Here is a 22,319-nt window from a genome sequence, read left to right as displayed (position 1 = left end):
AGCGCCGCCTGCGCGCGCTGTCAGTCGATCAGGGTCTTCACCATCACGCGCCCGTCCGGCAGCGGGCTTTCCTGGCGCAGCATCAGCTGGCTGCCCTTGGCGAACCAGAAGGTCGATTCGCTGCCCGGACGGTTGTAGTCGGTCTTGACCACCCAGCAGTCGACCGGGCCGCCCGGGCCTGCGATGGCGGCCGAGCCGGTGACGCGGAAGCTGTAGCGCTGCGGCGCCGGGCCGCCCGGATGGTAGAAGTTGATGCGCGCATCCAGGCCCTCGGCCAGCGGCAGCGCCTGCAGGAATTCGATGTCGGTCTCGAAGTTGTAGGTCGGCTCGCCGGAGGCCACCACCAGGTCCTTCCGGGTGTTCTCCGCCAGTTCGCGCATGCCGGTGATCCGGTCGGGCGCGAACACGAAGCCTTCGACCACGCGCTTGCCGTCGCGCTCGCTGATGCGCTCGTGGCTCAGGGGCCGGAAGGTACCGGCCTCGAACCAGGAGTCGAGGGTGCGCGTCGAGGGCGTCGGCAGCACGCCGTCCCAGCGCTGGACCACGCGCATCAGGCGCTTGCCGTCGCGCTCTTCGAAGCGGATCTCGCGGGTCCAGATGTCGATCGGCTGGTTTTTAGCTTGACCCGCCGGCTGATCCGCGCCGCTCGCGGGCGTGCGCATGAAGCGCAGGTAATGGTGGGTGCCCGGCTTGAGCAGGGCGAAGCGCGCCAGCGGCGTGCCGACGTCGACCTGGAGAACGGTGGCGGCGGCGGCGGAGTGGGCGTGGGCGTGGGCGGACAGGCTCGCGCCGGCGGCGAACAGCGCCAGCATGGCGGTGCGGAGGATGCGCATGGGGTCTCCCTGAATGACGATGCCGCAGAGTATCGCCGCAGTCCGCGCAGGGCCGCAACAGGAAACGGATATGCATGCCGGCGCCGCGGCGCCGGCCCTCCCCCCTCAGACCATGTCGGCGAAGCCCACCCGGTCGGTGGTGGCGTTGCGCGCATCCTCGACCCGCACCTTGTGCGCCGCCAGCAGCTGCTCCAGCGAGGCGTTCATGGTGTGGCAGCCGGGGTCGCGCCCGAGGTTCATGTGGGCGCGGATGGCGCCGACGTCGCCCGCTTCCAGCATCCGCATCACGGTGCTGCTGGGGGTCAGGCATTCGGTGGCGAGGTGGTAGCGGTTGCCCTCGACCGAGGGCAACAGCGCCTGGCACAGCACGCCGCGCAGGGCGTGCGCCAGGGCCTGCGACTGGGCTTCCGAATTGCCGAGCAGGCGCAGCATCTTCTGCAGGCCCAGCTCGGTGGAGCGCGCGTGCAGCGTGGCCAGCACCAGCGGGCCGGATTCGGCCAGGGCCAGGGCTTCCTGCGCGGTCTCGGCGTCGCGGATCTCGCCGATCACGATCACGTCCGGGCGCTCGCGCAACGCATCCAGCGCGCCCAGGTAGTAGCTGGCGACGTCGGCATCCTCGCCCACTTCGCGCTGGGTGATGATGCACTTGCGCTGCGGGATCAGGGTTTCGACCGGGTCTTCGATGGTGATGATGTGGCCCGAGCGCTGCCTGTTGATCTCGTCGATCATCGAGGCGATCGTGGTCGACTTGCCCTGGCAGGTGTCGCCGATGATCAGCACCAGGCCGCTGGCCAGGCGCGCGAACTCCTGCTCGTCCGGCCACAGGCCCAGCTCGGACAGCACCAGCGGCTCCTTCGGAAAGCGGCGGATCACGCAACCCAGGCGCTTCTTGCCCTGGAAGCTGAAGCAGTTGGCGCGGATGCGCGCCGTGTGCAGGTCGATCGAACGGTCGAAGGCGCGCAGCGCGATCCGCTCGGCCCAGTTCGGCTCGATGACGTCGAAGAATTCTTCCAGCTCTTCCTTGGTGATCGGCGAATCGGTCACCGCCACCAGGCCCTTCGGCTGGCGCAGCATCAGCGGACTGTTCTGGTGAATGATGATGTCCGAGAACACCAGGCGCGAATTCAGCAGGTGCAGAATCTGCTCGACCAGGGTCCCGAATACCGGGTGGTCTTCGTTCTCGATATACGACAGGGTGGGAATCTGCGAGGACTGGTGGTATTCCATCTGGCCGGCACGTAGGAAAAGTTTGAATGGTGCCGGACATTATAGGACCATGCCTCACCGAAAGATTGCAAAAGTGAAAGAAATGTTCCGGTTGCCCGCTCAGCGTGCCAGATTTGCAACGATGCGCTCGCCGAACAGCGTGATCGCCACCCCCAGCGCCACCACGCAGGCACCCACGACCCGGATGTTCGAGACCTTGCGCACCGCCATGTTGACCAGGCCAAAGTGGTCGATCGCCATCGACGTGAGCAGCTGGCCGGCGATCACCAGCACGATCAGGCTCAGCAGGCCGATGCGCGGCGCCAGGAACACCGTGCCGAACACGAAGGCCGCGCCCAGGAATCCGCCGGCGAACTTCCAGGCCGGCTGGCCGGCCAGGGCCGCAAAGGTCGGTCCCAGCCCGCCGCGCGAGACTGCCACGCCGGCCAGGACGATGGTCCCGCAGGCAAAGGACACCAACGCGGCCACCACGGAATTGGCGCCGATCGAGGCGGCCAGCTGGGTATTGACGGCGGCCTGGATCGACATCGCCATGCCGACACAGAAGGCCATCAGTAAGAAAATCAGGTTCATTGCTTCCTCAACCGGCTGCATGCCGGGGCAAAAAGCGGACGATTCTAGTGCAATCCGGGCGTTCGGGATAGCCACCCGGCCTGCCGGCGTGCATGCCGGCCTGTCACGCCAGCGCGCATTCCAGGTGCGCGACCCTGCGCTTCGTCGCATTCGGCATGCGCCGGGCTCGGCGCTTTCCTAAGATGTCTGCATCGACAAACGCTTCACACAGGAGACACCCATGAAGAAGACCTCCCTCGCGGCCGCCCTGCTTGCCGGCCTGTTCGTCACCGCCAGCCTGCCCTCGACGGCCGGTATCTGGCCCTGGAGCGGCGAACAGGTGCAAGGCAGCGGCACCGTCAAGCGCCAGGCGCGCCAGGTCGCGCACTTCACCGGCCTGGCGTTCGACATGCCGGGCAAGCTCGAGCTGCGCCTGGGCGACGCCGAGGGCGTCACCATCGAGGCCGACGACAACCTGCTGCCGCTGGTGGAGACCGTGGTGGAGAACGGCACCCTCAAGATCCGCCCGTCCAGGCGCAAGCTGAACCTGCGCACCAGGAACCTGAAGGTGGTGGTGACTGCCCGCCAGATCGAGCGCGTGGCGCTGGGCGGCTCCGGGTCGATCGACGCCGCCGTGCTGCGCGCGCCGAAGCTGAGCATCGACCTGGGCGGCTCGGGCGAGATCGATGTGGGCAAGCTGGACAGCGAATCGGTGGCGGTGGCCCTGGGCGGCAGCGGCAGCTTCAAGGCCGGCGACGGCAGCGCGCGCGAGCTGTCGGTATCGATCGGCGGATCGGGCACCGTCGACATGGGCAAGGTGCGGTCGGACAGCGTGAGCGTCAGCGTGGCGGGATCGGGCGACGTCACCGTATGGGCGCGCCAGGAGTTGAGCGCGACCATTGTCGGCTCGGGCGACGTCGGCTATTACGGCGATCCGCGGGTCAGCAGGTCGGTGATCGGGTCCGGAGAGACGCGCCGCATCGCGGCGGCGCCACGCTAGGCCGTTCAGTGCCCGGCGTGCGCGCTGTAGGTCAGTGGCCGCACCGGCACGCTCAGCTTGACGTCCTGGCGCTTGCCGGCCGCATCCTGCACCTGCAGGGTCAGGTCGACGTTCTCGCCTTCCTTCACCTGGCGCTTCAGGTCGAACAGCATCACGTGGTAGCCGCCGCTGGCCAGGTTCACGGGTTGACCGGCCGGCAGTTCGATCGACTCCACCCGGCGCATGCGCATGGTCGACCCGACCATGGCCATCTCGTGCAGCTCGGCGCGGCCGGCGACATCGGCCTGCACCCCGACCAGGCGCGCGGGCGCCGCCGACTGCACGCGCATGAAGGCGCCGGTCGCCTTCTGCGCGGGTACGGTGGCGCGGATCCACGGCTCGGAGACCGTCACTTGGGCATGGGCGGCGGCCGACAGCAGGCCGCCGGCGAGCAAGGCGAACAAGGCAGGAGCAAACGCAGGAGAAAACGCAGGAGCAAATGCAGGTTTCATGGTACGCAATCCAGGATGATTGAACCGCGATTATAGCTTTACCGCACGCCGCGCAGGGTTTCGCGCTCGACCAGCACCGTGTCCGCGCCGTCGGTCAGCCACACCTGCCCGTCCTGGATCGTGCACTGCAGCTGCATGTTGCGCTTGGCCATCTTCTCGAGCTGGACGCTGGCTTCGTTCGGGATGTTCACCACCGAGACGTTGCGGGCGCGGTCGATCTTGTTGGCGATGCCCTTGAACCAGATATCGCTGGTGGCGCTGTAGCTGTACACGATCACCTTGTCGGAACGTCCGGCCGCCTTCAGGAGGCGCTTCTCGTCCGGCTGGCCGACCTCGATCCAGGTCTGGATGGCGCCGGTCAGGTCCTTTTGCCAGAGCGCCGGCTCATCGACGTCGAACAGGTCCTTGGTGAAGGCGAGCGCCGGGTCCGCGTGCAGCGCGAAGGCCAGCACCCGGATCATCACGCGCTCGTCGGTCTCGGACGGATGGCGCGCGATGGTCAGGGTGTGGTCGCCGTAGTAGTTGCGGTCCATGTCGGCGATCGACAGGTCGGCCTTGTAGATGGTTGCCTTGAGAGCCATAAGCGGGGTTATCGGTATGCGCGCAATGCGGATTGGTTGGGGAAAGCCCGCTATTGTCGCACGCGCCGCGCCGGCCGGGGCAAGTGGCGGTATAGTCACGTTGTTAACATCTTCCCATCCAGGAGACAGCGATGACCAATGCATTCCCCCCCAACCAGCAGTTCCGCCTCGCCGCGCGTCCGCTCGGCCTGCCGCGCAAGGAGGACTGGGCCTTCCATGAAGAAGCCGTGCCCGAGGCCGCGGACGGCGGCATCGTCGTCAAGGTGCTGTACCTGTCGCTCGACCCGGCCATGCGCGGCTGGATGAACGAAGGCAAGTCGTATATCCGCCCGGTGGCGATTGGCGAAGTGATGCGCGCCGGCGGGCTCGGCGTGGTGGTGGCCTCGCGCTCGCCGCGTTTCGCGGTGGGCGACTACGTGCTGGGTGGCACCGGAGTGCAGCGCTACTGGTCCGGCGCGGCCGACGACAAGACCGCCGCGTTCACGAAGATCGACCCGGCGCTGGCGCCGCCCACGGCCTGGCTCAATACCCTCGGCATGCCCGGCATGACCGCCTTCTTCGGCCTGCGCGAAGTCGGCCAGCCCAAGGCCGGCGAGACGGTGGTGGTCTCGGGGGCGGCCGGCGCGGTCGGCATGACCGTCGGCCAGGTGGCCAAGAAGATGGGCTGCCGCGTGGTGGGCATCGCCGGCGGCGCCGACAAATGCCGCTTCGTGGTCGAGCAGCTCGGCTTCGACGCCTGCATCGACTACAAGGAAGCTTCCGTGCACGCCGGCCTGAAGCAGCACTGCCCGCAGGGCGTGGACGTGTACTTCGACAACGTCGGCGGCGAGATCCTGGACGCGGTCCTCACCCGCATCAACATGAAGGCGCGCATCGTCATCTGTGGCGCGATCTCGCAGTACAACACCACCAGCCAGGTCAAGGGACCGGCCAACTACCTGTCGCTGCTGGTGAACCGCGCGCGCATGGAAGGCATGGTGGTGTTCGATTACGCGGCGCGCTACCCGGAGGGCGTGGCCACCCTGGCCACCTGGATGCAGGAAGGCAGCGTCAAGAGCATCGAATACGTGGTCGAGGGCTTCGAGCGCTTCCCCGAAGCCCTCTTGATGCTGTTCGAGGGCAAGAACCTCGGCAAGCTGGTGCTCAAGGTGGCCGACGCCTGATCGGTTGGGCCGGTTCGGCGCGGCGCCCTGCACATGGAATGAACTTATCCTCTCGCGGCGCGTCTACGTGGATTTGACCCGCCCATTTCCTTGCGAGGTGAACATGGTTCAACTTCCACAACCCGACCCGCCCGGCGGCATCCTGGCCCAGCTGCGCGCCGACCATGCGCACATGCGCGCCCTGTTCCACGCCTTCGCGATGCTCGATCGCGAAGAAGAAGCGCAGCGCGCCCGCGTGGTGGACGATCTGTGCGACACGGTGCTGATGCACACCCTGCTGGAGGACGAGCTGTTCTATCCGGCACTGGGCAGCGTGGTCGACGACGCCCTGCTCGAAGACGCGGCGCTGGAACACGACAGCATCCGCGAGCTCATCGACCAGCTCGAATCCCTGTTCCCGGGCGACGACTACTTCGACGTCACGGTCGCGGTGCTGGCCGAGGAAGTGGAACGCCACGTCGCTTTCGAAGAGACCCTGCTGTTCCCGGCGCTCGCCCGTTCCGGCGCCGACCAGCTGGCGCTCGGATTGCGGCTGCGCGCGCGCCGCGACCAGCTCGAGTCCGACCTCGCCGCCCCGCCGTCCGGGATCGACGGCTGCGCGCCGCGCGCCCCCCTGCACGCGGCGGCCGGCCGCCTGCGCGAACGCCGCTCGCGCCCGCGCTAGCCGCCGAATGCACTGCCGGTCCCGGCGTGAAGGAACTAACGCTCCAGCCTCCTCTCTAAACGGCACGAGCGCATCCATACGCGCTCGGGGCTTCCCACTTCGACAGCGTAGGCACCACAAGGAGAGCGACATGGCGACAAGTAAAGAGAACGGCAAGGGCAGCGCCCAGAAAGGCAGCGGCGGCAACGGCGGCCAGGCGCCGGCCAAGCGCGGTTTCGCGGCAATGGACCAGAACCAGCAGCGCGAGATCGCCAGCAAGGGCGGCCAGGCGGCGCACCAGAAAGGCACCGCGCACGAGTTCGATTCCGAAGAAGCGCGCCGCGCCGGACAGAAAGGCGGCGAGGCGGTCAGCCGCAACCGCGCGCACATGGCCGATATCGGGCGCAAGGGCGGCGAAAGCCGGCAATCGGCCCAGCGCGCCGCGGCGGCGGCCAGACAGGCCGGCAACCGCCAGGGCGAAAAGGAAAACTGACAGGCGGTCCGCCCGAGACTGTCCGCCCGCGGCTGTCCGCCCGCGGCTGTCCCCACAACGATGCATCCACACCACGGCGCCCGCGGGCGCCGTGCTCCTGCCGAACCCGAACCTGCGGCGCCGTGGTACATTGCGGCCGCCATGCACAAGCTTCCCTACCTTACCCACTATCCCGAGCAACTGCGTACCCAGGTCGGCCAGCTGATCGACGCCGGCCAGCTCGGCGAGGTGCTCCTGCAGCGCTACCCCGAGCCCCATGGCATCCGCACCGACAAGGCGCTGTACGCCTACGTGCAGGAGCTCAAGGACGACTACCTGCGCCAGGCCGAACCGGTGTCCAAGATCGCGTTCGACAGCAAGATCCACGTGGTGCAGCACGCGCTTGGCCTGCACACCGCGATCTCGCGGGTGCAGGGCAGCCGCCTGAAGGCCAAGCGCGAGATCCGCATCGCCAGCGTGTTCCGCGACGCTCCGCTGCCATTCCTGCGCATGATCGCCGTGCACGAACTCGCCCACCTGAAGGAGAAGGAGCACGACAAGGCCTTCTATAAACTGTGCTGCTGGATGGAGGCCGACTACCACCAGCTCGAGTTCGACCTGCGGCTCTACCTGACCTGGCTCGACCTCGGCGGCGGCCGGCTCTGGGCTGGTCCCGCCTGAGTCCACCGCCATTCGGTCACGTTGCCATCGAACAACAATGATTGTCAGACCGCCTCGCCCCGGGGTGCAAATCGCTCGACTTTCACTGTTGCGTTCGGTAAAGTCTGGACGTCGCACGCCCCGGGTGGGGCCCGCTTTTCCACGCCGTCCAGCATCGATTCGACCATGACGTACCCGTTTTCCCTCCCCGCCAATCGTCTGCCGGCTGCCCTGCGTGGCGGCGTATTCGCCTATGGTCTGCTGGCCGCCGCCGTCACGGGCAATGCGCTCGCCGGCGACAGGGGCACGGTCGACGCGCCCCACGGCCCGGCCTGGAAGTTCTCGGGCTTCGGCACGCTCGGCGCGGTGCACGCCAGCATCCGCGATGCCGATTTCAGCTCGACGGTCCTGCGCGCCAACGGCGCCGGCCGCAGCGAGCGCTGGAGTCCGGACGTCGACAGCCGCCTCGGCGCCCAGCTCGACCTGTCGCAGGGCCGCTGGTCCGGCGTGCTGCAGGTGGTCAGCGAGCAGAACATGGACGGCAACTACCGCCCGCGCGTGGAATGGGCCAACATCAAGTACCAGGCGACCCCGGACCTGGCGCTGCGCATCGGGCGCATCGCGCTGCCGGTCTTCCTCGCCGCCGACTACCGCAAGGTGGGCTATACCATGCCATGGGTGCGCCCGCCGGTCGAAGTCTACGGCGCGCTGCCCATCTCCAGCAGCGACGGTGTCGACGCCACCTGGCGCTGGGGCCGCGGCGACACCCGTCACGCCATCCAGGCCTTCCACGGCCGCACCGACACCCGCCTGTACGACGATCGCCGGCTCGAGGTGCACCGCATCGCCGGTCTTTCCCACAGCATCGAACACGGCCCGCTGAGCGCGCGCCTGTCGGCGCTCAGCGGCCACCTGACGACCGGGGTCGGGGACGAAGTGTTCAGCCTCCTGCGCGCCTTCAGCCCGCAGGGCGTGGCGCTGGCCGACCGCTACCAGATTGCGCACAAGCGCGTGAGCATGATCAGCGCCGGGATCAGCTACGACCCGGGCCGGTGGTTCGTGAGCGCCGAGGCCGGCCACTCCCATACCAATTCCCTGCTCGGCGAGACCAGCACGATGTACGCCGGCGGCGGTTACCGCTTCGACAGCCTGACCCCCTATGCCGGTGTCGCCAGGGTGCGGGCCCACGGCGCCACCAGCGATCCGGGCCTGGCCCTGGACGGGCTGCCGCCGCCGGCCCGGGCGCTGGCCGGCGCGCTCAACGCCGGGCTGAACGCCTACCTGGGTACGATTCCGATCCAGACCACCTTCAGCACCGGCCTGCGCTGGGACCTCGCCACCGACGCCGCGCTCAAGGTCCAGTACGACCGCGCCCGCCCGAGCGGCGGTTCGCGCGGGACCCTGATCAATACCTCGGCCGGCTTCCGCTCCGCCCAGGTCGTGCACGTGGCAAGCGTGGCGCTGGACTTCGTGTTCTGAGGCCGGCATGGGTATCCGTCTTCGACACCTGATGGCAGCCGCCGCATTGATGCTGGCGCAGGCCGCTTCCGGCAATGCATCGGCCGAGCTGGTCGTGATCGTCTCGGCGCGCAATCCGCTGCCGGCGCTGTCCGGCGACCAGGTGGCCGCGATCTTCCTCGGCCAGGCCGGACGCTTCCCCGACGGCGCCGAAGCGGTCGCGCTCGACCAGCGCCTCGGCTCGCAGGAACGCGCCCAGTTCTACAGCCAGGTCACCGGCAAGACCCCTGCCCTGCTCAAGGCGCACTGGTCGAAGATGGTCTTCACCGGCCGCGGCCAGCCGCCGCGCGAACTGGCCGACAGCGCCACCGTGCGCCGCATGGTGGCCGACAATCCCGCCATGATCGGCTACATCGACCGTTCCGCGCTCGATGCCAGCGTGCGTCCGGTACTGGTGCTGCGCTAATTCCATGGACAGGCTGGCCTCGCCCGCGCATGCCCAGGCGGCGCCGCAACCCGGCGCGCTGTCGCGCTGGCTCGGGCGCGGGCTGGAAACCCATATCTCGCTGCCGCTGTTCGCGCTGCTGCTGGTGGCGGCGCTCTGGATTGGCGCCCTCCACATGATCCGTGCCGAGGAGAGCGCCGCGCAGGCCGCGGCGCGGGCGGCCACGCGCGAGCTGGTCGACACCTACGAAGCCCAGATGGCGCGCAGCCTGAGCGGCATCGACCAGACCTTGCGCGTGCTCCAGTACGCGGTCGAGACCAATGGCCCGAAGACGGCGCTGGACGCGATGGCGGCCAAGGGCCTGCTGCCGCCCGGACTGGTGTTCCAGGTTGCCATCACCGGCGACAACGGCCGTGTGCTGGCCAGTAATCCGCTCGCGCGCCGTCACAGCGATGTCTCGAACGCGCCCTGGTTCGCCTGGCACCGCGCGCACGACGGCGACATGCCCTACGTCAGCACCCCGGTCGGCAACGACGAGCCGCACGTAGTCTTCTCGCGCCGCATCAACAGCAGCGACGGCCTGTTCGCCGGCGTCGCCAGCGTGGCGGTCGAACCGGCCTTCTTCACCAGCTCCTACGAACACTCGCGCCTGGGCGGGCGCGGCCTGCTGGGCGTGGCCGGCAGCGACGGCGTGATGCGCGCGGTGCGCATCGGCGAACAGGTTTCCTGGGGCCAGCGCATCGCCCTCGGCAAGGCCGACAGCGTGCAACTCGACGCGGGCGCCATCGACGGCGAGCTGCGCTACACCAGTTCGCGCCCGATGAGCGGCGCTCCGCTGGTGGCGGTGGTGGGCCTGTCCGAACCCGAACAGATGGCTGCCTTTCGCGCCCAGCGCCGTGCCTGGCTGCTCGGCGCCAGTGCCGGCACCGCACTGCTGCTGTGCGTCGTCGCGCTGGTCAGCGCCTGGTCCTGGCAGCTGGCCAAGGCGCGCCGCCGCGAGCGCCTGGCGCAGGAAACCTATGCGGCCGCCTCCGAGGCCAGCCTGGACGCCTTCTTCGTGCTGCGCAGCATTCCGGGCGCCGTCGGCGGCGTGGACGACTTCCTGATCGAGACCACCAACAGCCGCGCCGAGGAGCTCACCGGCCTGCCCAAGGCGCGCATGCAGGGCAAGCGCATGTCGGTGCTGCTGCCGACCCACCTTGGCGTCGGCATCTTCGACGACCTGGCGGCGGTGGCCACCGACGGGGTGGCGCGCGAAGCCGAATGGCTGGCCCACATGCTGCCCGACGAGGACCGCTGGCTGCACCGCCAGGTGGTGCCGGTCGAAGGCGGCGTGGTGGCGATCGTGCGCGACATCACCGAGCGCAAGCTGGCCGAGCAGCGTATCCGCCACCTCGCCCACCATGACGACCTGACCGGCCTGCCCAACCGCAGCCTGCTGCGCGACCGCCTCGGACAGGCCATCCGCGACGCCGAGCGCAAGGGCGGCGCGGTGGGCCTGGCCTTCATCGACCTGGACGGCTTCAAGCTGGTCAACGACGGCCTCGGGCACAATGCCGGCGACGAACTGCTGAAGGTGGTGGGCGCGCGCATGGGTCGCTGCCTGCGCCGCAACGACACCCTGGCGCGCTTCGGCGGCGACGAGTTCGTGATCCTGCTGCCCGACCTGTCGGGCGACCCGATGGCGATCACGCCGCTGCTGGAAAAGGTGCGCCAGGCCGTCACCGAGCCGGTCGAGGTGGAGGGGCAGGAAGTGCAGGTCAGCTGCAGCATGGGCGTGGTGCTGTACCCGCGCGACGGCCTGGAGGCCAACACCCTGATGATGAACGCCGACGCCGCGATGTACCGCGCCAAGGAAAACAAGGACAGCTTCCAGTTCTATGCCAGCGAGATGAATGCCAGCGTGGAAGAGAAGCTGGTCCTGCTGGAAGGCATGCGCAGCGCGCTCGACACCTGCGTCGCCCCGGGCGGCCGGCCCGACGACTGCCAGTTCCAGTTGCTGTACCAGCCCAAGGTCGACCTGCGCACCGGCCGCCTGTTCGGGGTCGAGGCCCTGATTCGCTGGAAGCACCCCGAGCAGGGCATGATTTCGCCGCTGCGCTTCATCGGCCTGGCCGAGGAGAGCGGCCTGATCGTGCCGCTGGGCGAATGGGTGGTACGCACCGCCTGCGCCCAGGGCATGGCCTGGCGCGCCGCCGGCCTGCCTCCCGTGACCATCTCGGTCAATGTGTCGGCCCGCCAGTTCGAAGAGAAGCGCCTGGTCGAACGCATCGCCGAAGCCTTGCACGAGACCGGACTGCCGGCGGAGGCGCTGGAAGTCGAAGTCACCGAAAGCTCGATCATGCGCGACCTGGCGCGCTCGGTGGAAAAGATGCGCGAACTGAAGAGCATGGGCGTGTCGCTGTCGATCGACGATTTCGGCACCGGCTATTCGAGCCTGTCGGCGCTGAAGTCCTTCCCGATCAGCCGCCTGAAGATCGACAAGAGTTTCGTCAGCGACCTGGCCGTGAGCCCGGACGACCAGGCCATCGCCATGGCCGTGATCTCGCTCGGCCACAAGCTGAACCTGCGCGTCATCGCCGAAGGCGTCGAGACCGAAGAGCAGCGCGCCTTCCTGCGCGCCAACGATTGCGACGAAATGCAGGGCTACCTGTTCAGCCGCCCGGTGCCGCCCGAGCGCATCGCCGAACTGCTGGCCGCCAGCGCCGTCCATCCTTCAAGGAAGGCGGCATGATGCCGGCGCGGCACCTGCTGCGGCAATGCGTCGTCCTGCTGTGCGGGGCCGACCCCAGGCTGCGCCGCATGCTGCAATACTGGGCCGCCACCTGCCTGCTGTACGTGGTCTGCATCGTGCTGCTGCTGATGCAGGTGCGCCAGGGGCTGACCGATCCAGTCGCGGCGGGACGCCTGATGGCCTTCGGCGGCTGCGGCGCGTCGGTGTTCTACGTCCTGATCCGCGCCAGCGCGCGCCTTCGGCTGGCGCCCGACCAGCTGGCGGTGTCGCAGGCGGTCTTTTCGCTGATCTGCGCAATGATTGGCTACGCGATTTCCGGACCGCTGCGCGCCACCATGCTGTGCATGGCGGTGGTGGTGATCGTGTTCTGCATGTTCGCCGCGCGCCCGCGCCAGACCCTGCTGCTGACGGCGGGGGCATTGGCCGGCATGGGCACCGTCATGTACTGGCTGCAGGCCACCGACCCCTTGCGCTTCCCGCCGATGACCGAGGCGATCACCTTCGGCTACCTGGCCGGCAGCCTGCTTTCCACCGCGGTGCTGAGCGGCGAGATGAGCAAGCTGCGCGCGCGCCTGAAGCGCCAGCGTCGCGAACTGACCGAGGCGCTCGAGACCATCCGCGTGCTGGCCACGGTCGACGAACTGACCTCGCTGGTCAACCGGCGCCACATGCACGAGGTGCTCGAGGCCGAGGAACGGCGCCCGCCCGACGCCCGCCAGGGCGGCAAGGGCTGCTGCATCGCCCTGCTCGACATCGATTTCTTCAAGCAGGTCAACGACCAGCATGGCCATGCCGCCGGCGACGCCGTGCTGCGCGGTTTCTCGATCGCGGCGCGCGCCTGCCTGCGCGCCAACGACGTGCTGGCACGCTGGGGCGGCGAGGAATTCCTGCTGTTGTTGCCGGACGCCGCCCCCGAGGACGCGCGCCTGGTGCTGGAGCGGATGGCCGAGCGCGTCCATGCCATGCCGGTGCCGGGCCTGCAGGGGCGCCGCATCAGCTTCTCGGCCGGCCTGGCCAGGCGCTGCGACGGCGAACCCTTCGCCGACGCCATCCACCGCGCCGACAAGGCGCTCTACCGCGCCAAGGAAACCGGGCGCGACCGGATCGTGCTGGCCTGAGGGCCGCCCATATGCGTGGCGTCGGAAGTTAAGGCGCGCTGCATCGACGGCTGGCGGCGCGCCATCTGATCCGGAATACGCTGTGGTGGACCGCGCATGCGGACTTGCCGAGCTGGCGCGCTTCAGCTCCTGAGCAGCTGCGGCAAGGCCTTGCCGCCCGGCGTATCCGGGAACAGGGTGCGTGCCATCCGCCCCGGATCGAGCCGGAAGGTTTCGGCGCAGGCCTGCGCGATGAGCGTGTCGAGTCCCAGGGTCGGGCGCAGGTCGCGTCCCTCGAACAGGTCGGCCGGCGCCAGGCCCGGCCAGTCGGCCAGCACGCGGCCGCCCTGCACCGCGCCGCCCAGCAGCATGGCGGCCGCGCCGGTGCCATGGTCGGTGCCGCCGGTGCCGTTGGCCGCCGCCGTGCGCCCGAACTCGGTGGCGACCAGCACCACGGTGTCCATCCAGGCCGGGCCCAGGCCCTGGCGCAGGCCGCCGACCAGCGCGTCCAGGTTGCGCAGCTGGGCCGCCAGGCGGCCGCCCTGGCCGGTATGGGTGTCCCAGCCGCCGGTGTCGATCATCGCGATGCGCGGGCCGTCCGCGCGCGCCAGGAAGCCGGCCGCCATGCGGCCAAGCTCGCCCGGCGCCTGGCGCCTGGCCCTGGGGTCGGCGCCGCCCGCCATGCCGCGCGCCTCGAGCGCGGCCGACCACAGCGCATGCAGCTCGGCGTCGTGCGCGTACAGCTGGGCCACCCGCTGCATCAGGTCCTCGTTCGCGTCCGGCAGTCCCGAAGGCGCATAGGAAGGCACCGCCAGCGCGCCGCGCAGCGCCATCGGCACGGTCGGAGCAAAGGCGATGGCATCCCTGCCGCGCTGCGACAGCATGCCCACCAGCCGGTTCATCCAGCCATCCTTGACGGCGAACGGGGTGCGCCCGCCGGTTTCCAGGATGTTCTGGCCGTCGAAGTGCGACCGTTCCCGGTAGGGAGACGCGATGGCGTGGACGAAGCTGGCCTGGCCTGCCTGGTACAGCCCGTGCAGCGTGGCCAGTGAAGGATGCAGCCCGAAGCTGCCGTCGAGCTTCAAGGCCGTTTCCGGGTCGATGGCGAGCGCGCCGCGCAGGCGCGCGTAGTGCGGATCGGCGGTGGGGATCAGGGTGTGCAGGCCATCGGCCGCGCCGCGCTGGATGATGAAGACGAAGCGCCGCGCGGTGGGGAGGGCGTCGCCGGCAAAGGCCACGCGCGGCGCCGCCAGCAGGGCTGCGGCGCGGGCCAGGAAAGCGCGTCGGTCCAGGCTCATCTTATCTCCTCAGGAAGTCGGGCGAAGCGAACAGCAGCGCCAGCGCGGTGGCCGGGCTGTCGGCGCGGGCGATGGCCAGGCGCGTGGCCTGGCTCAGGGAAGCGGGCAGCACCTGTGGCGCCAGCGTGCGCGCATCGACCATGGCGGCCGCTTGCGCGCCGAGTCGCTGCGCCACCTCGACGCGGCGCAACAATGCGTCCGGCGCGGCCCAGGCGGCGGCGGTGTCGCCATAGCCGGCCGGCGAGCCGGGGCGCCAGACCGGCTGTCCGAGCTGGTTCAGCACGTTGGCCGCCGCCTGCGCCGGCATCTCGCGCCGGCCCAGGGCGCGCAGGCTGGAGATGCTCCAGTCCCACGGCGACTTGAACTTGCCGGGCCCCGGGGCCCAGGCATCCGGCGCCAGCACCAGTTCGCGGTACACGTTCGGCAGGTCGCCGCCGCTGCGCAGGAAGGCCTCGGCCAGGCGCCGCACCAGCGCCGCGGGCGGCTCGTCGGCAACAAAATGGCGCGCCAGCTTGCGCGCGATGTGCTCGGCCGTGGCCGGCGCCGTTGCCAGCTCGCGCAGGATGGCGCGCGCCTGCTCTTCGCCCCCCGGCGCATGGCTGCGCCCGAGCACGCGCCGGCTGCCCGGTTCGTGCAGGGCGGGAGCGAAGCGGAACGGCGCCGCCCCCTCCTCGCCATCTTGCGGCAAGGTCCAGCCGGTAAGCGCGCGCGCGAACTCGGTGACGTCGTCCTGGGTATAGCCGCTGCGTACCCCGAGCGTATGCAGCTCGAGGATCTCGCGGGCGAGGTTTTCGTTGAGGCCCGCGTTATTTCCCCCGCGCCGGCGCGCGCGGCGCCCCGCCACGCTGTCCGGGCCGGTGGAGCGCACCTGGTCGAGGTAGACCAGCATGGCCGGATGGCGCACCGCGGCCAGCAGCAGGTCTTCGAAGCGTCCCAGGATGTGCGGACGGATGGCGTCGGCCTCGAAACCGCCGGCCAGGCTGGTGACGGGCCGCTTGTCCACCGAGACCGCGAAATGGTTGGCCCAGAAATGCACCAGGCGTTCGGCGAAAGGCGTGGCTGTCTGCAGGGCGCCGGCCACGCGCGCCCCGAGCGCGGCGCGGTAGGTCTGGCCCTCGCTGTCGCGCCAGGCTTCGCGCAAGCTGCTGCGCTGTTCTTGCGGCGCCTGGCGCAGCGCGCGCTGGTGCGCGACCCAGCCGGCGGCCAGCTGCGGGGTGCGCGGCAGCGCGCGCCAGGGCGCGGGCAAGGGATCGAAGCGCTCGAGCTGGGACAGCAGCCAGCGGCGCGGATCGTCCGGCGGCCGGTCGTCAGGGCGGGCGCCGAGCCCGAAGCGGTTGAGGGCGATCGATGGGGGCATCATGGGCGAACAGGTAGGTGCATGTCGGTATTCCGTCCAGCCAACAGAAAAGTTCCAACTATTTTTTACCGCCGGCCCGCCCGCCGGCCTGGGGGGGGGAGGAGCGCCGCGTCAGGCGGCGCCGGGCGTGGCCGCGCGCAGGCGCCGGATCAGCGCATCCGGATCGGCCTCGACCTGCATCAGGCCGACGTGCTCGGCGCGCACGAAGCCTTCCTCGCACTGGTGGCGCACGAAGCCCACCAGGCCGTCCCAGAAGCCGTTGGCGTTGAGCAGGCCGATCGGCTTGGCGTGGATGCCCAGCTGGGACCAGGTCAGCATCTCGAACAGCTCTTCCAGCGTGCCCATCCCGCCCGGCATGGCGATGAAGCCTTCCGACAGCTCGGCCATCATGGCCTTGCGCTCGTGCATGTCCTTGACCACGAACAGGCGGGTCAGGCCGGCGTGGCCGACTTCGCGCTCGACCAGGGCCTTCGGGATCACCCCGGTGGCTTCGCCGCCGAGGCGCAGCACCTCGTCGGCGATCACGCCCATCAGGCCGACCTTGCCGCCGCCGTAGACCAGGCCGATGTTGTGCTCGACCAGTGCGGCGGCAAGCCGGCGCGCGGCATCGGTGTAGATCGGGTTGACGCCATGCGAGGCGCCGCAGTAAACGGCCAGGGTCTTCATCGTCGGGAGCATGTGAAAATCTTACAGGAATTCGGCGCCGGAGCCGGGCCTGGCTTCGGCGGACAGCTTCTTGAGGTATTCCTCGGACAGCTTCTCGAACAGCAGGCGGGTGTCGCCGCGCAGGTAGGGGCCGACCATCGACAGCACCTGGTAGCAGCCGCGCGCGAGTGCATCGGCGATGGCCTGCTGCTCGCTGTACTTGCGCGGATTGCGCACGTATTCATAGGACAGCCAGTAGGTCGCCACCACCACCATGTTGGTGGCCATCGCGCCGATCTGCTGGTCGCCCGCCTCGAGCGAACCTTCGCTGCGCAGGTCTTCGCACAATTGGCGCGCCACCTTGATCTTGTGGGCCAGGATCGCCTTGAAGTGCAGCTCGAGCTTGCGGTTGCGCGACAGGAGGTCGTTCAGGTCGCGGTAGAAGAAGCGGTAGCGCCAGATCAGCTCGAACATCAGGTGCAGGTAGAGCCACACGTCTTCCATGTTCGAACGGCGCCCGGCCGGCACGGTGAGGATGCGCTCGATCTCCGCCTCGAACTGGACGAAGATCGAGTTGACGATGTCGTCCTTGTTTCGGAAGTGATAGTACAGGTTGCCGGGCGAGATATTCATCTCCTCGGCGATGACCGTCGTCGTGATGTTCGGCTCGCCGAACTCGTTGAACAGCCTGAGCGAGAGCTCGAGGATGCGTTCGCGGGTCCGGCGCGGAGCTTTTTGTTGCATGAAGGGCGAAGTTTATGATTCCAGCCGGGAGGATAACACCAAAAGCTGTCAGGGAGACAGCATTGGGAATGCCATTCAGGCGCCTTCTTCCGCGGGCGGCGCGGCCCCCGGTGCGCGCCGGGCGCGCTTTCCCGGCGCCTTCGCCACGGGCGCCGGCGCCGGCAGGCCTGCGCCGCGTTCGGCCAGCATCGCCTCGAGCGCGTCGACGCGGCGCCGCAGGGCCTCGACCTCGCTGGCGGCAGGCACGCCGATGGTGGCCAGGGCGCGCGCCACGCGCTCTTCGAACACCTGTTCCAGCTTGCCCCAGGAACCGCCGTCACGCCCGATCCGGCGCGCGGCGCGCTCGGCGGCGCGCGCCACCGTCCCGGTGGCTTCCTCGACCTCGCGCGCGCGCCGGGCCAGCACGCTGCCGTCGCGCACCAGGCGCGTGAACGAGCGCCCGCCCTCGCCCGCTTCCTGGGCCTTGGCGAAGGCGCCGAGGCCGGCCTGCCAGATCTGCTGCGCCGATGCGCGCACGGCCCGGGCCAGCGCCTCGTCGTCGTCCTCGACCGGAAGTTTCTTGCTCATGATGTTCCTTGTAAACCGGTACGTCGATTCTAGGCGCGCACGCTAGAAGACGGGTTCTAAAGCGTCAGGATTGCCGACGCCCGCGCTGCAGGGCCAGCGCTTTGCGCATGCGCTCGCGCAGCATGGCCGCCGACACCGGCTTGGTGTAATGGGCCTCGGCCACGCCCGAACGCAACGCGGCCTCGATGTCGGCCAGGTCCTGCTGCCCGGTCAGCATCAGGCGCAGCGTGCGCGGATGGCGCGCCGCGACCAGGGCCAGCACCTCGGTGCCGCTCATGCCGGGCATCGCCTGGTCGCACAGGATCACCTCGACCGGCTCGCGCTCGAGCAGCGCCAGCGCCTCGGGACCGGATGTGGCGCTCAGCACCCGCACCGGTTCGTCGCCGAGCATGTCGGCCAGCACGGCCAGCATGAAGGAATCGTCGTCGACCAGCAGGATGGCCGGCAGGTCGTGCGGCGCGGCGCTGCCTGCGCCGGCGGCCGGCGCGGGCGCGGCAGGCGGCGCCGACGCAGGGGCGGCAGCGGCAGCGGCGCCGGCTTCGGCGGCAGGCAGGAAGGCTTCGAGCTCCGCCACGAAGCTCTCCGGTTCGATCGGCTTGCTGATGTAGCCGTCGAAGCCGGCGGCCAGTACCCGTTCGCGGTCGCCGGCCATCGCCAGCGCGGTCACGGCCAGCACCGGCACCGCGGACAGGCTCGGCTCGGCCTTGAGCGCGGCCAGCACCGCGTAGCCGTCCATGCCGGGCAGGTGGACGTCGCAGGCCACCAGCTCGGGCGGTTCGGCGCGGGCGAGCGCGATGCCGCGCGGGCCGTCGGGCGCGCTGACGGCGACGTGTCCGTAAGCGGTGAGCAGAAACGCCATCAGCTCGACGTTCGCGGGGTTGTCTTCGATGATCAGGATGCGGGCCAACTCGGCGCTCCAGTTGCGGCGTTGGGCTTACTGTAACACGCGAGGCGTCAATACAGCCAACACGGCCGGCGCGCTCAACCCGCCTGTTCCCGGCGGCGCGCATGTGCCTGGCCGCACCCGGCGATCTCGCGCATCACCGCGTCGAGCACGCGCGGATTGCGGCCCAGGGCCACGTGGCCGACACCGCCGAAAGCCAGGTTGCGCGCACCCGGCAGTTCGCTCGAGGTTTGCGGCGCGATGATGTTGTCGTGGTGCGAATACATCGACGTGACCAGTGCGCGCGCGGCCGGATCCTCGCCGGCGGCCAGCGCGCGCAGCCAGGCGCATTCGGGCGGTTCGGCCTGCGCGGCAAGGCCTGGAGCGGCCCGGCCTGGAGCGGCCCTTCGCATCTGGGCCGCGTTCAGGCCGAGGCCGAAAGCGGCCAGGCAGGTGCCGTGGTGCGGCGTGCCGAGCGTGATCACGCGCGCCACCCTGGCGCGGCCGCAGGCGCGCATCCAGGCCCGCGCCACCAGCCCGCCCATGCTGTGCGCGACAATCACCACCTGCTCGGCGCCGGTGGCGGCGCGGAGTCGCTCGACCGCGCGCTCGACCAGCGGCGCGTAGCCGTCGATGTCGCCCATCAGGGGTTCGAGGTCGACCGTGGCATGGCTGATGCGGGCCGCGTCCAGGCGCGGCAGCAAGCGCGACCAGTAGCCGCTGTTGCAGCCGTAGCCGTGCAGCAGCAGCACCGGCGGTCCCTCGGCGCCGGGATAAATGCGGGTGCCGGCGCAGGCGCGCGGCATGGTCCAGGAAGACTGCAGCATGCTGGCGCCGAACTCCTCCAGGAACATGCGCAGGCGCGCCCCCGGACCGAGCCGGAATTCGCGCGGCGTCGGGCTGGCGAAGCGCGTGCTCATGAAGAAGTTGTTGGCGTTGATGAGCAGGCGCACCAATGCCACGCCGCCCAGGCCCACGGCCAGCCCCTGCCAATGGCTGGCGCCGAAGATCCGCACCGCCGCCAGGCCGATGCCGAAGGCGGACAAGGCCTGCACGAGCAGCACCAGTTGCAAGAGGCGGCGCGCGCTCACGTCCGCATCCCTAGGCCACCGGCCGCGCCGCCGGCCTGCCGGTCAGCGCGCTCGCCAGGCCACTGGCCAGTTTCGCGCTCAGGCCGTAGATCGACAACTGCGGGTTGGCGCCGATCGAGGTCGGGAACAGCGAGCCGTCGTGCACCGAGAGGTTGGACAGGCCGCGGTAACGGCCATCGGGGGTGGCCACGCCGAGGCGCTCGTCGCCCGACATCGCGCAGCCGCCCATCACGTGGGCCGACGCCACCCGCGTGAGCTGCAGGCCCTGCGGCAGCGCCGCGATAGCTAGCTTCGCCTCGCGCCACGAGGTATAGCGGCGCGCCATCTCGTGCGCCGGCTGCACGCCGCTGGCACCGGCGGCGAACTGGATCTCGGCCATGGTGAGCAGCGCGCGCCGGGCCCCGTCCCACAGGTAATCGGTGAGCGGATAGTCGAGCTCCGGGCTGCCGTCGCCGCGCAGGCGCACGCTGCCGCCGGGCGCGCCCTCGTGGAAACCGTCGCGCAGCAGCGCCAGCATGCCCTGCAGGTGCGGGAAGTCATGCATGAGGGCGGCGTGGGCCGCCCCGAAACCGTTCATGGTGGTGGCCAGCAGCAGCGGATGCAGCGGCGGCGCTTCCAGCTTGTAGCCGATCGGGCCGTCGAGCGCGCCGGCCAGGAAGTGATCCGAATACACGGTCTGCGGCGCCCCGGCCCAGGCTTCCACCCGCTGCGGAAAGAAGGCGGCCGAGATCAGGGTCGGATGCAGGAAGCTGCGCCGGCCCAGCAGGCCGCTGGGGTCGGGGGCGCCGGAGCGCAGCAGCAGCGCCGGAGAATTGATCGCGCCGCCGGCCACGACGTAGTGGCGCGCGCGCAGGCGCAGGGTGCGGCCGGTCGGGTAGACGCCGGCAGCGTCCAGCGCCTGGCACGACAGCTCGTCGGCGCGCTCGCCCCGGAAGGCGAAGCGCTGCGCGCGGGCGCGCGTGACCAGCGTGGCGCCGTGCTCGAGCGCGGCCGGGATGGTGGTCACCAGCATCGATTGCTTGGCATTGGTCGGGCAGCCCATGCCGCAGTAGCCGAGGTTCCAGCAGCCGTTGACGTTGCGGCGGATGAAGCCGGTCGGGATGCCGAGCTGCTGCGCGCCGCGGCGCAGGATGTCGTTGTTCTCGTTGGGCGCGCCCGTCCAGTCGGCGATGTGCAGGCGCGCTTCCATCATGGCGAACCAGGGCGCCATCGCCGCCGGCGTCGCATCCGGCAGCGCGTAGTGGCGGCGCCACCAGTCGAGGGTGGTGGCGGGGGTGCGGAAGCTCGAGGTCCAGTTGACCGTGGTCGAACCGCCCACGGTGCGGCCCTGCAGGATGTTGATGCCCTTGTCGACCGTCTTGCGCGCGGCCGATTCCTGGTACAGCGCGGGATAGGCCTCGGCTTCGCGCATCTTGAAGTCGCTCGAGGATTTCAGTGCGCCCTCTTCCACCACGATGACGGACAGACCCGAGCGCGCCAGGATCTCGGCCGTGACGCCTCCGCCGGCGCCGCTGCCGACGATGACGACGTCGGCTTCCAGCACGCGGTCCTGGGTGAGCGCGGCGGCGTCGACGATCTTCCAGCCCCTGGCGATGCCGGCGTGGATCGGGTCCGGAATGATCGGCGAACTCAATGGCGCACTCATGACAGCTCCTTCATCGGCCCGGGATAGCCGGTGGCGGCCCAGCTGGCCGGCTGCGCGTACCAGGCGCCGAGCACCAGGTCGTGCAGCGCGTGGTAGGCGCTGCGCAGCAGGCCGAGACGGTGCAGGCGCCACGCCTGCAGGAAGGCGCCGACCTCCTCGGTGCGCGCACCTTCCCAGCCGCCGGCCACGCCGGTCAGCAGGCGGCGGGCAGGCGCCAGCGCGAGCAGGCCGAACAGGTCCTGCACTTCTTTCTGGGTGGCGGGCGGCAGGCCGAGGATGGCGCCGTGCACGCCTTCGATGGTGCCGGCCAGCGCGGCGTCGCGCCCTGCGCCCTGCGGCAGCGCGCCGGCCAGGATCGCGGGCAGTATCGCGTGCAGGGCCGCGCGCGCTTCGCCGTCGAGGGCGAAGCGGTGCGGCGGCGCGGCATGCGTCGCGCGGTAGAGCGCGCCGCCGGTCGCCAGCGCCAGCGCGGCCAGGCCGCCGGCTTTCAGGAAAGTCCGTCGTGATGTCCCCATGGTCTGCCTCTTGTGTTTTTTCCCCGACTTCAGTGTACGTCAAAGGACAAGGCCATCGGCGGGCCGCCATTAGAGGGGCGCCTCCAGGAGTGGAGACGGAACGGATACCCGACCTGTGGACTGCGCACGCGCTCCGGGCTGACGGAAGGCATCGCGGCCAAGGACCTGGCGATCCGCGCGATGGAGGAACTGACTGCCGACGGGTTAAGTACGCGATG

General features: G+C 69.9%; 23 protein-coding genes. 9 read left to right on the top strand and 14 right to left on the bottom strand.

Annotated features, from left to right (window positions below; genetic code table 11):
* Positions 1 to 20 precede the first annotated feature (20 nt).
* The 3 genes from IM543_09440 to IM543_09430 all read right to left on the bottom strand — a co-directional run bounded on the left by IM543_09440 (position 21) and on the right by IM543_09430 (position 2,633).
* Entirely contained in the window at positions 21 to 812 is a 792-nt protein-coding gene (locus tag IM543_09440) for a hypothetical protein (GenBank protein QOY96598.1), read from the bottom strand.
* Between the two features lie 126 nt (positions 813 to 938).
* Positions 939 to 2,060, bottom strand: a complete 1,122-nt coding sequence (gene tadA / locus IM543_09435) for a Flp pilus assembly complex ATPase component TadA (protein ID QOY96027.1) — start codon at positions 2,058 to 2,060, stop codon at positions 939 to 941.
* Positions 2,061 to 2,159: 99 nt separating this feature from the next.
* Positions 2,160 to 2,633, bottom strand: coding sequence for a DMT family transporter (locus IM543_09430; GenBank protein QOY96026.1), 474 nt, complete (start codon positions 2,631 to 2,633; stop codon positions 2,160 to 2,162).
* A 220-nt stretch (positions 2,634 to 2,853) separates the two neighbouring features.
* Here IM543_09430 and IM543_09425 point away from each other — a divergent pair, with 220 nt between their 5' ends.
* Positions 2,854 to 3,612 carry a DUF2807 domain-containing protein gene (locus tag IM543_09425; GenBank protein QOY96025.1) on the top strand — a complete coding sequence of 253 codons (759 nt, stop codon included), beginning with the start codon at positions 2,854 to 2,856 and terminating at the stop codon, positions 3,610 to 3,612.
* Between the two features lie 5 nt (positions 3,613 to 3,617).
* Here IM543_09425 and IM543_09420 read toward each other — a convergent pair whose 3' ends face one another.
* On the bottom strand, positions 3,618 to 4,103 hold the full coding sequence (locus IM543_09420) for a copper chaperone PCu(A)C (protein ID QOY96024.1): 486 nt from the start codon (positions 4,101 to 4,103) through the stop codon (positions 3,618 to 3,620).
* 38 nt (positions 4,104 to 4,141) lie between these two features.
* Positions 4,142 to 4,684 (bottom strand): YaeQ family protein, encoded by a 543-nt coding sequence (locus IM543_09415; protein ID QOY96023.1) that lies wholly within the window; start codon positions 4,682 to 4,684, stop codon positions 4,142 to 4,144.
* 131 nt (positions 4,685 to 4,815) lie between these two features.
* Here IM543_09415 and IM543_09410 point away from each other — a divergent pair, with 131 nt between their 5' ends.
* From IM543_09410 to IM543_09375, 8 genes are all read left to right on the top strand, one after another.
* The gene (locus IM543_09410) at positions 4,816 to 5,847 is read left to right on the top strand and encodes an NADP-dependent oxidoreductase (protein ID QOY96022.1); all 1,032 of its coding nucleotides are present in this window, start codon (positions 4,816 to 4,818) and stop codon (positions 5,845 to 5,847) included.
* Positions 5,848 to 5,950: 103 nt separating this feature from the next.
* Positions 5,951 to 6,511, top strand: coding sequence for a hemerythrin domain-containing protein (locus IM543_09405; protein ID QOY96021.1), 561 nt, complete (start codon positions 5,951 to 5,953; stop codon positions 6,509 to 6,511).
* A 130-nt stretch (positions 6,512 to 6,641) separates the two neighbouring features.
* On the top strand, positions 6,642 to 6,983 hold the full coding sequence (locus IM543_09400; GenBank protein QOY96020.1) for a hypothetical protein: 342 nt from the start codon (positions 6,642 to 6,644) through the stop codon (positions 6,981 to 6,983).
* Positions 6,984 to 7,124: 141 nt separating this feature from the next.
* Positions 7,125 to 7,643 carry a M48 family metallopeptidase gene (locus IM543_09395; protein ID QOY96019.1) on the top strand — a complete coding sequence of 173 codons (519 nt, stop codon included), beginning with the start codon at positions 7,125 to 7,127 and terminating at the stop codon, positions 7,641 to 7,643.
* A gap of 165 nt (positions 7,644 to 7,808) precedes the next feature.
* Positions 7,809 to 9,101, top strand: coding sequence for a hypothetical protein (locus IM543_09390; protein QOY96018.1), 1,293 nt, complete (start codon positions 7,809 to 7,811; stop codon positions 9,099 to 9,101).
* Between the two features lie 7 nt (positions 9,102 to 9,108).
* Positions 9,109 to 9,546 (top strand): phosphate ABC transporter substrate-binding protein, encoded by a 438-nt coding sequence (locus IM543_09385; GenBank protein QOY96017.1) that lies wholly within the window; start codon positions 9,109 to 9,111, stop codon positions 9,544 to 9,546.
* Between the two features lie 4 nt (positions 9,547 to 9,550).
* Positions 9,551 to 12,259, top strand: coding sequence for an EAL domain-containing protein (locus tag IM543_09380; GenBank protein QOY96016.1), 2,709 nt, complete (start codon positions 9,551 to 9,553; stop codon positions 12,257 to 12,259).
* Positions 12,259 to 13,377 carry a GGDEF domain-containing protein gene (locus tag IM543_09375; GenBank protein ID QOY96597.1) on the top strand — a complete coding sequence of 373 codons (1,119 nt, stop codon included), beginning with the start codon at positions 12,259 to 12,261 and terminating at the stop codon, positions 13,375 to 13,377. The genes IM543_09380 and IM543_09375 overlap by 1 nt, the downstream gene beginning before the upstream one ends.
* A 122-nt stretch (positions 13,378 to 13,499) precedes the next feature.
* Here IM543_09375 and IM543_09370 read toward each other — a convergent pair whose 3' ends face one another.
* The 9 genes from IM543_09370 to IM543_09330 form a co-directional block, all read right to left on the bottom strand.
* A complete protein-coding gene (locus tag IM543_09370; protein ID QOY96015.1) occupies positions 13,500 to 14,654 on the bottom strand; it encodes a DUF1501 domain-containing protein in 1,155 nt (384 codons plus the stop codon).
* Between the two features lies 1 nt (position 14,655).
* On the bottom strand, positions 14,656 to 16,014 hold the full coding sequence (locus IM543_09365; GenBank protein ID QOY96014.1) for a DUF1800 domain-containing protein: 1,359 nt from the start codon (positions 16,012 to 16,014) through the stop codon (positions 14,656 to 14,658).
* A gap of 108 nt (positions 16,015 to 16,122) precedes the next feature.
* Positions 16,123 to 16,677, bottom strand: coding sequence for a TIGR00730 family Rossman fold protein (locus IM543_09360; GenBank protein ID QOY96596.1), 555 nt, complete (start codon positions 16,675 to 16,677; stop codon positions 16,123 to 16,125).
* Positions 16,678 to 16,698: 21 nt separating this feature from the next.
* On the bottom strand, positions 16,699 to 17,400 hold the full coding sequence (locus IM543_09355) for a TetR/AcrR family transcriptional regulator (protein QOY96013.1): 702 nt from the start codon (positions 17,398 to 17,400) through the stop codon (positions 16,699 to 16,701).
* Between the two features lie 75 nt (positions 17,401 to 17,475).
* Complete coding sequence (locus IM543_09350) at positions 17,476 to 17,967, bottom strand: phasin family protein (protein ID QOY96012.1); 492 nt, start codon at positions 17,965 to 17,967, stop codon at positions 17,476 to 17,478.
* A gap of 64 nt (positions 17,968 to 18,031) precedes the next feature.
* The gene (locus IM543_09345; GenBank protein ID QOY96011.1) at positions 18,032 to 18,874 is read right to left on the bottom strand and encodes a response regulator; all 843 of its coding nucleotides are present in this window, start codon (positions 18,872 to 18,874) and stop codon (positions 18,032 to 18,034) included.
* A 74-nt stretch (positions 18,875 to 18,948) separates the two neighbouring features.
* A complete protein-coding gene (locus IM543_09340; GenBank protein ID QOY96010.1) occupies positions 18,949 to 19,941 on the bottom strand; it encodes an alpha/beta fold hydrolase in 993 nt (330 codons plus the stop codon).
* Positions 19,942 to 19,951: 10 nt separating this feature from the next.
* Positions 19,952 to 21,586, bottom strand: a complete 1,635-nt coding sequence (locus IM543_09335) for a GMC family oxidoreductase (GenBank protein ID QOY96009.1) — start codon at positions 21,584 to 21,586, stop codon at positions 19,952 to 19,954.
* A complete protein-coding gene (locus IM543_09330) occupies positions 21,583 to 22,101 on the bottom strand; it encodes a twin-arginine translocation signal domain-containing protein (protein ID QOY96008.1) in 519 nt (172 codons plus the stop codon). The genes IM543_09335 and IM543_09330 overlap by 4 nt, the downstream gene beginning before the upstream one ends.
* Between the last annotated feature and the right edge of the window lie 218 nt (positions 22,102 to 22,319).

Source organism: Massilia sp. UMI-21 (assembly GCA_015277795.1).
Taxonomy (GTDB): domain Bacteria; phylum Pseudomonadota; class Gammaproteobacteria; order Burkholderiales; family Burkholderiaceae_D; genus Telluria.
The sequence above is the reverse complement of the archived record's forward strand: the minus strand, read 5'-3'. Positions and strand labels throughout refer to the sequence as shown.

Bases quoted from the DNA above. Each gene is read 5' to 3' on its own strand.
- IM543_09440 (QOY96598.1), bottom strand. From the start codon at position 812: ATGCTGGCGCTGTTCGCCGCCGGCGCGAGCCTGTCCGCCCACGCCCAC.
- tadA (QOY96027.1), bottom strand. From the start codon at position 2,060: ATGGAATACCACCAGTCCTCGCAGATTCCCACCCTGTCGTATATCGAG.
- IM543_09430 (QOY96026.1), bottom strand. From the start codon at position 2,633: ATGAACCTGATTTTCTTACTGATGGCCTTCTGTGTCGGCATGGCGATG.
- IM543_09425 (QOY96025.1), top strand. From the start codon at position 2,854: ATGAAGAAGACCTCCCTCGCGGCCGCCCTGCTTGCCGGCCTGTTCGTC.
- IM543_09420 (QOY96024.1), bottom strand. From the start codon at position 4,103: ATGAAACCTGCATTTGCTCCTGCGTTTTCTCCTGCGTTTGCTCCTGCC.
- IM543_09415 (QOY96023.1), bottom strand. From the start codon at position 4,684: ATGGCTCTCAAGGCAACCATCTACAAGGCCGACCTGTCGATCGCCGAC.
- IM543_09410 (QOY96022.1), top strand. From the start codon at position 4,816: ATGACCAATGCATTCCCCCCCAACCAGCAGTTCCGCCTCGCCGCGCGT.
- IM543_09405 (QOY96021.1), top strand. From the start codon at position 5,951: ATGGTTCAACTTCCACAACCCGACCCGCCCGGCGGCATCCTGGCCCAG.
- IM543_09400 (QOY96020.1), top strand. From the start codon at position 6,642: ATGGCGACAAGTAAAGAGAACGGCAAGGGCAGCGCCCAGAAAGGCAGC.
- IM543_09395 (QOY96019.1), top strand. From the start codon at position 7,125: ATGCACAAGCTTCCCTACCTTACCCACTATCCCGAGCAACTGCGTACC.
- IM543_09390 (QOY96018.1), top strand. From the start codon at position 7,809: ATGACGTACCCGTTTTCCCTCCCCGCCAATCGTCTGCCGGCTGCCCTG.
- IM543_09385 (QOY96017.1), top strand. From the start codon at position 9,109: ATGGGTATCCGTCTTCGACACCTGATGGCAGCCGCCGCATTGATGCTG.
- IM543_09380 (QOY96016.1), top strand. From the start codon at position 9,551: ATGGACAGGCTGGCCTCGCCCGCGCATGCCCAGGCGGCGCCGCAACCC.
- IM543_09375 (QOY96597.1), top strand. From the start codon at position 12,259: ATGCCGGCGCGGCACCTGCTGCGGCAATGCGTCGTCCTGCTGTGCGGG.
- IM543_09370 (QOY96015.1), bottom strand. From the start codon at position 14,654: ATGAGCCTGGACCGACGCGCTTTCCTGGCCCGCGCCGCAGCCCTGCTG.
- IM543_09365 (QOY96014.1), bottom strand. From the start codon at position 16,014: ATGATGCCCCCATCGATCGCCCTCAACCGCTTCGGGCTCGGCGCCCGC.
- IM543_09360 (QOY96596.1), bottom strand. From the start codon at position 16,677: ATGAAGACCCTGGCCGTTTACTGCGGCGCCTCGCATGGCGTCAACCCG.
- IM543_09355 (QOY96013.1), bottom strand. From the start codon at position 17,400: ATGCAACAAAAAGCTCCGCGCCGGACCCGCGAACGCATCCTCGAGCTC.
- IM543_09350 (QOY96012.1), bottom strand. From the start codon at position 17,967: ATGAGCAAGAAACTTCCGGTCGAGGACGACGACGAGGCGCTGGCCCGG.
- IM543_09335 (QOY96009.1), bottom strand. From the start codon at position 21,586: ATGAGTGCGCCATTGAGTTCGCCGATCATTCCGGACCCGATCCACGCC.
- IM543_09330 (QOY96008.1), bottom strand. From the start codon at position 22,101: ATGGGGACATCACGACGGACTTTCCTGAAAGCCGGCGGCCTGGCCGCG.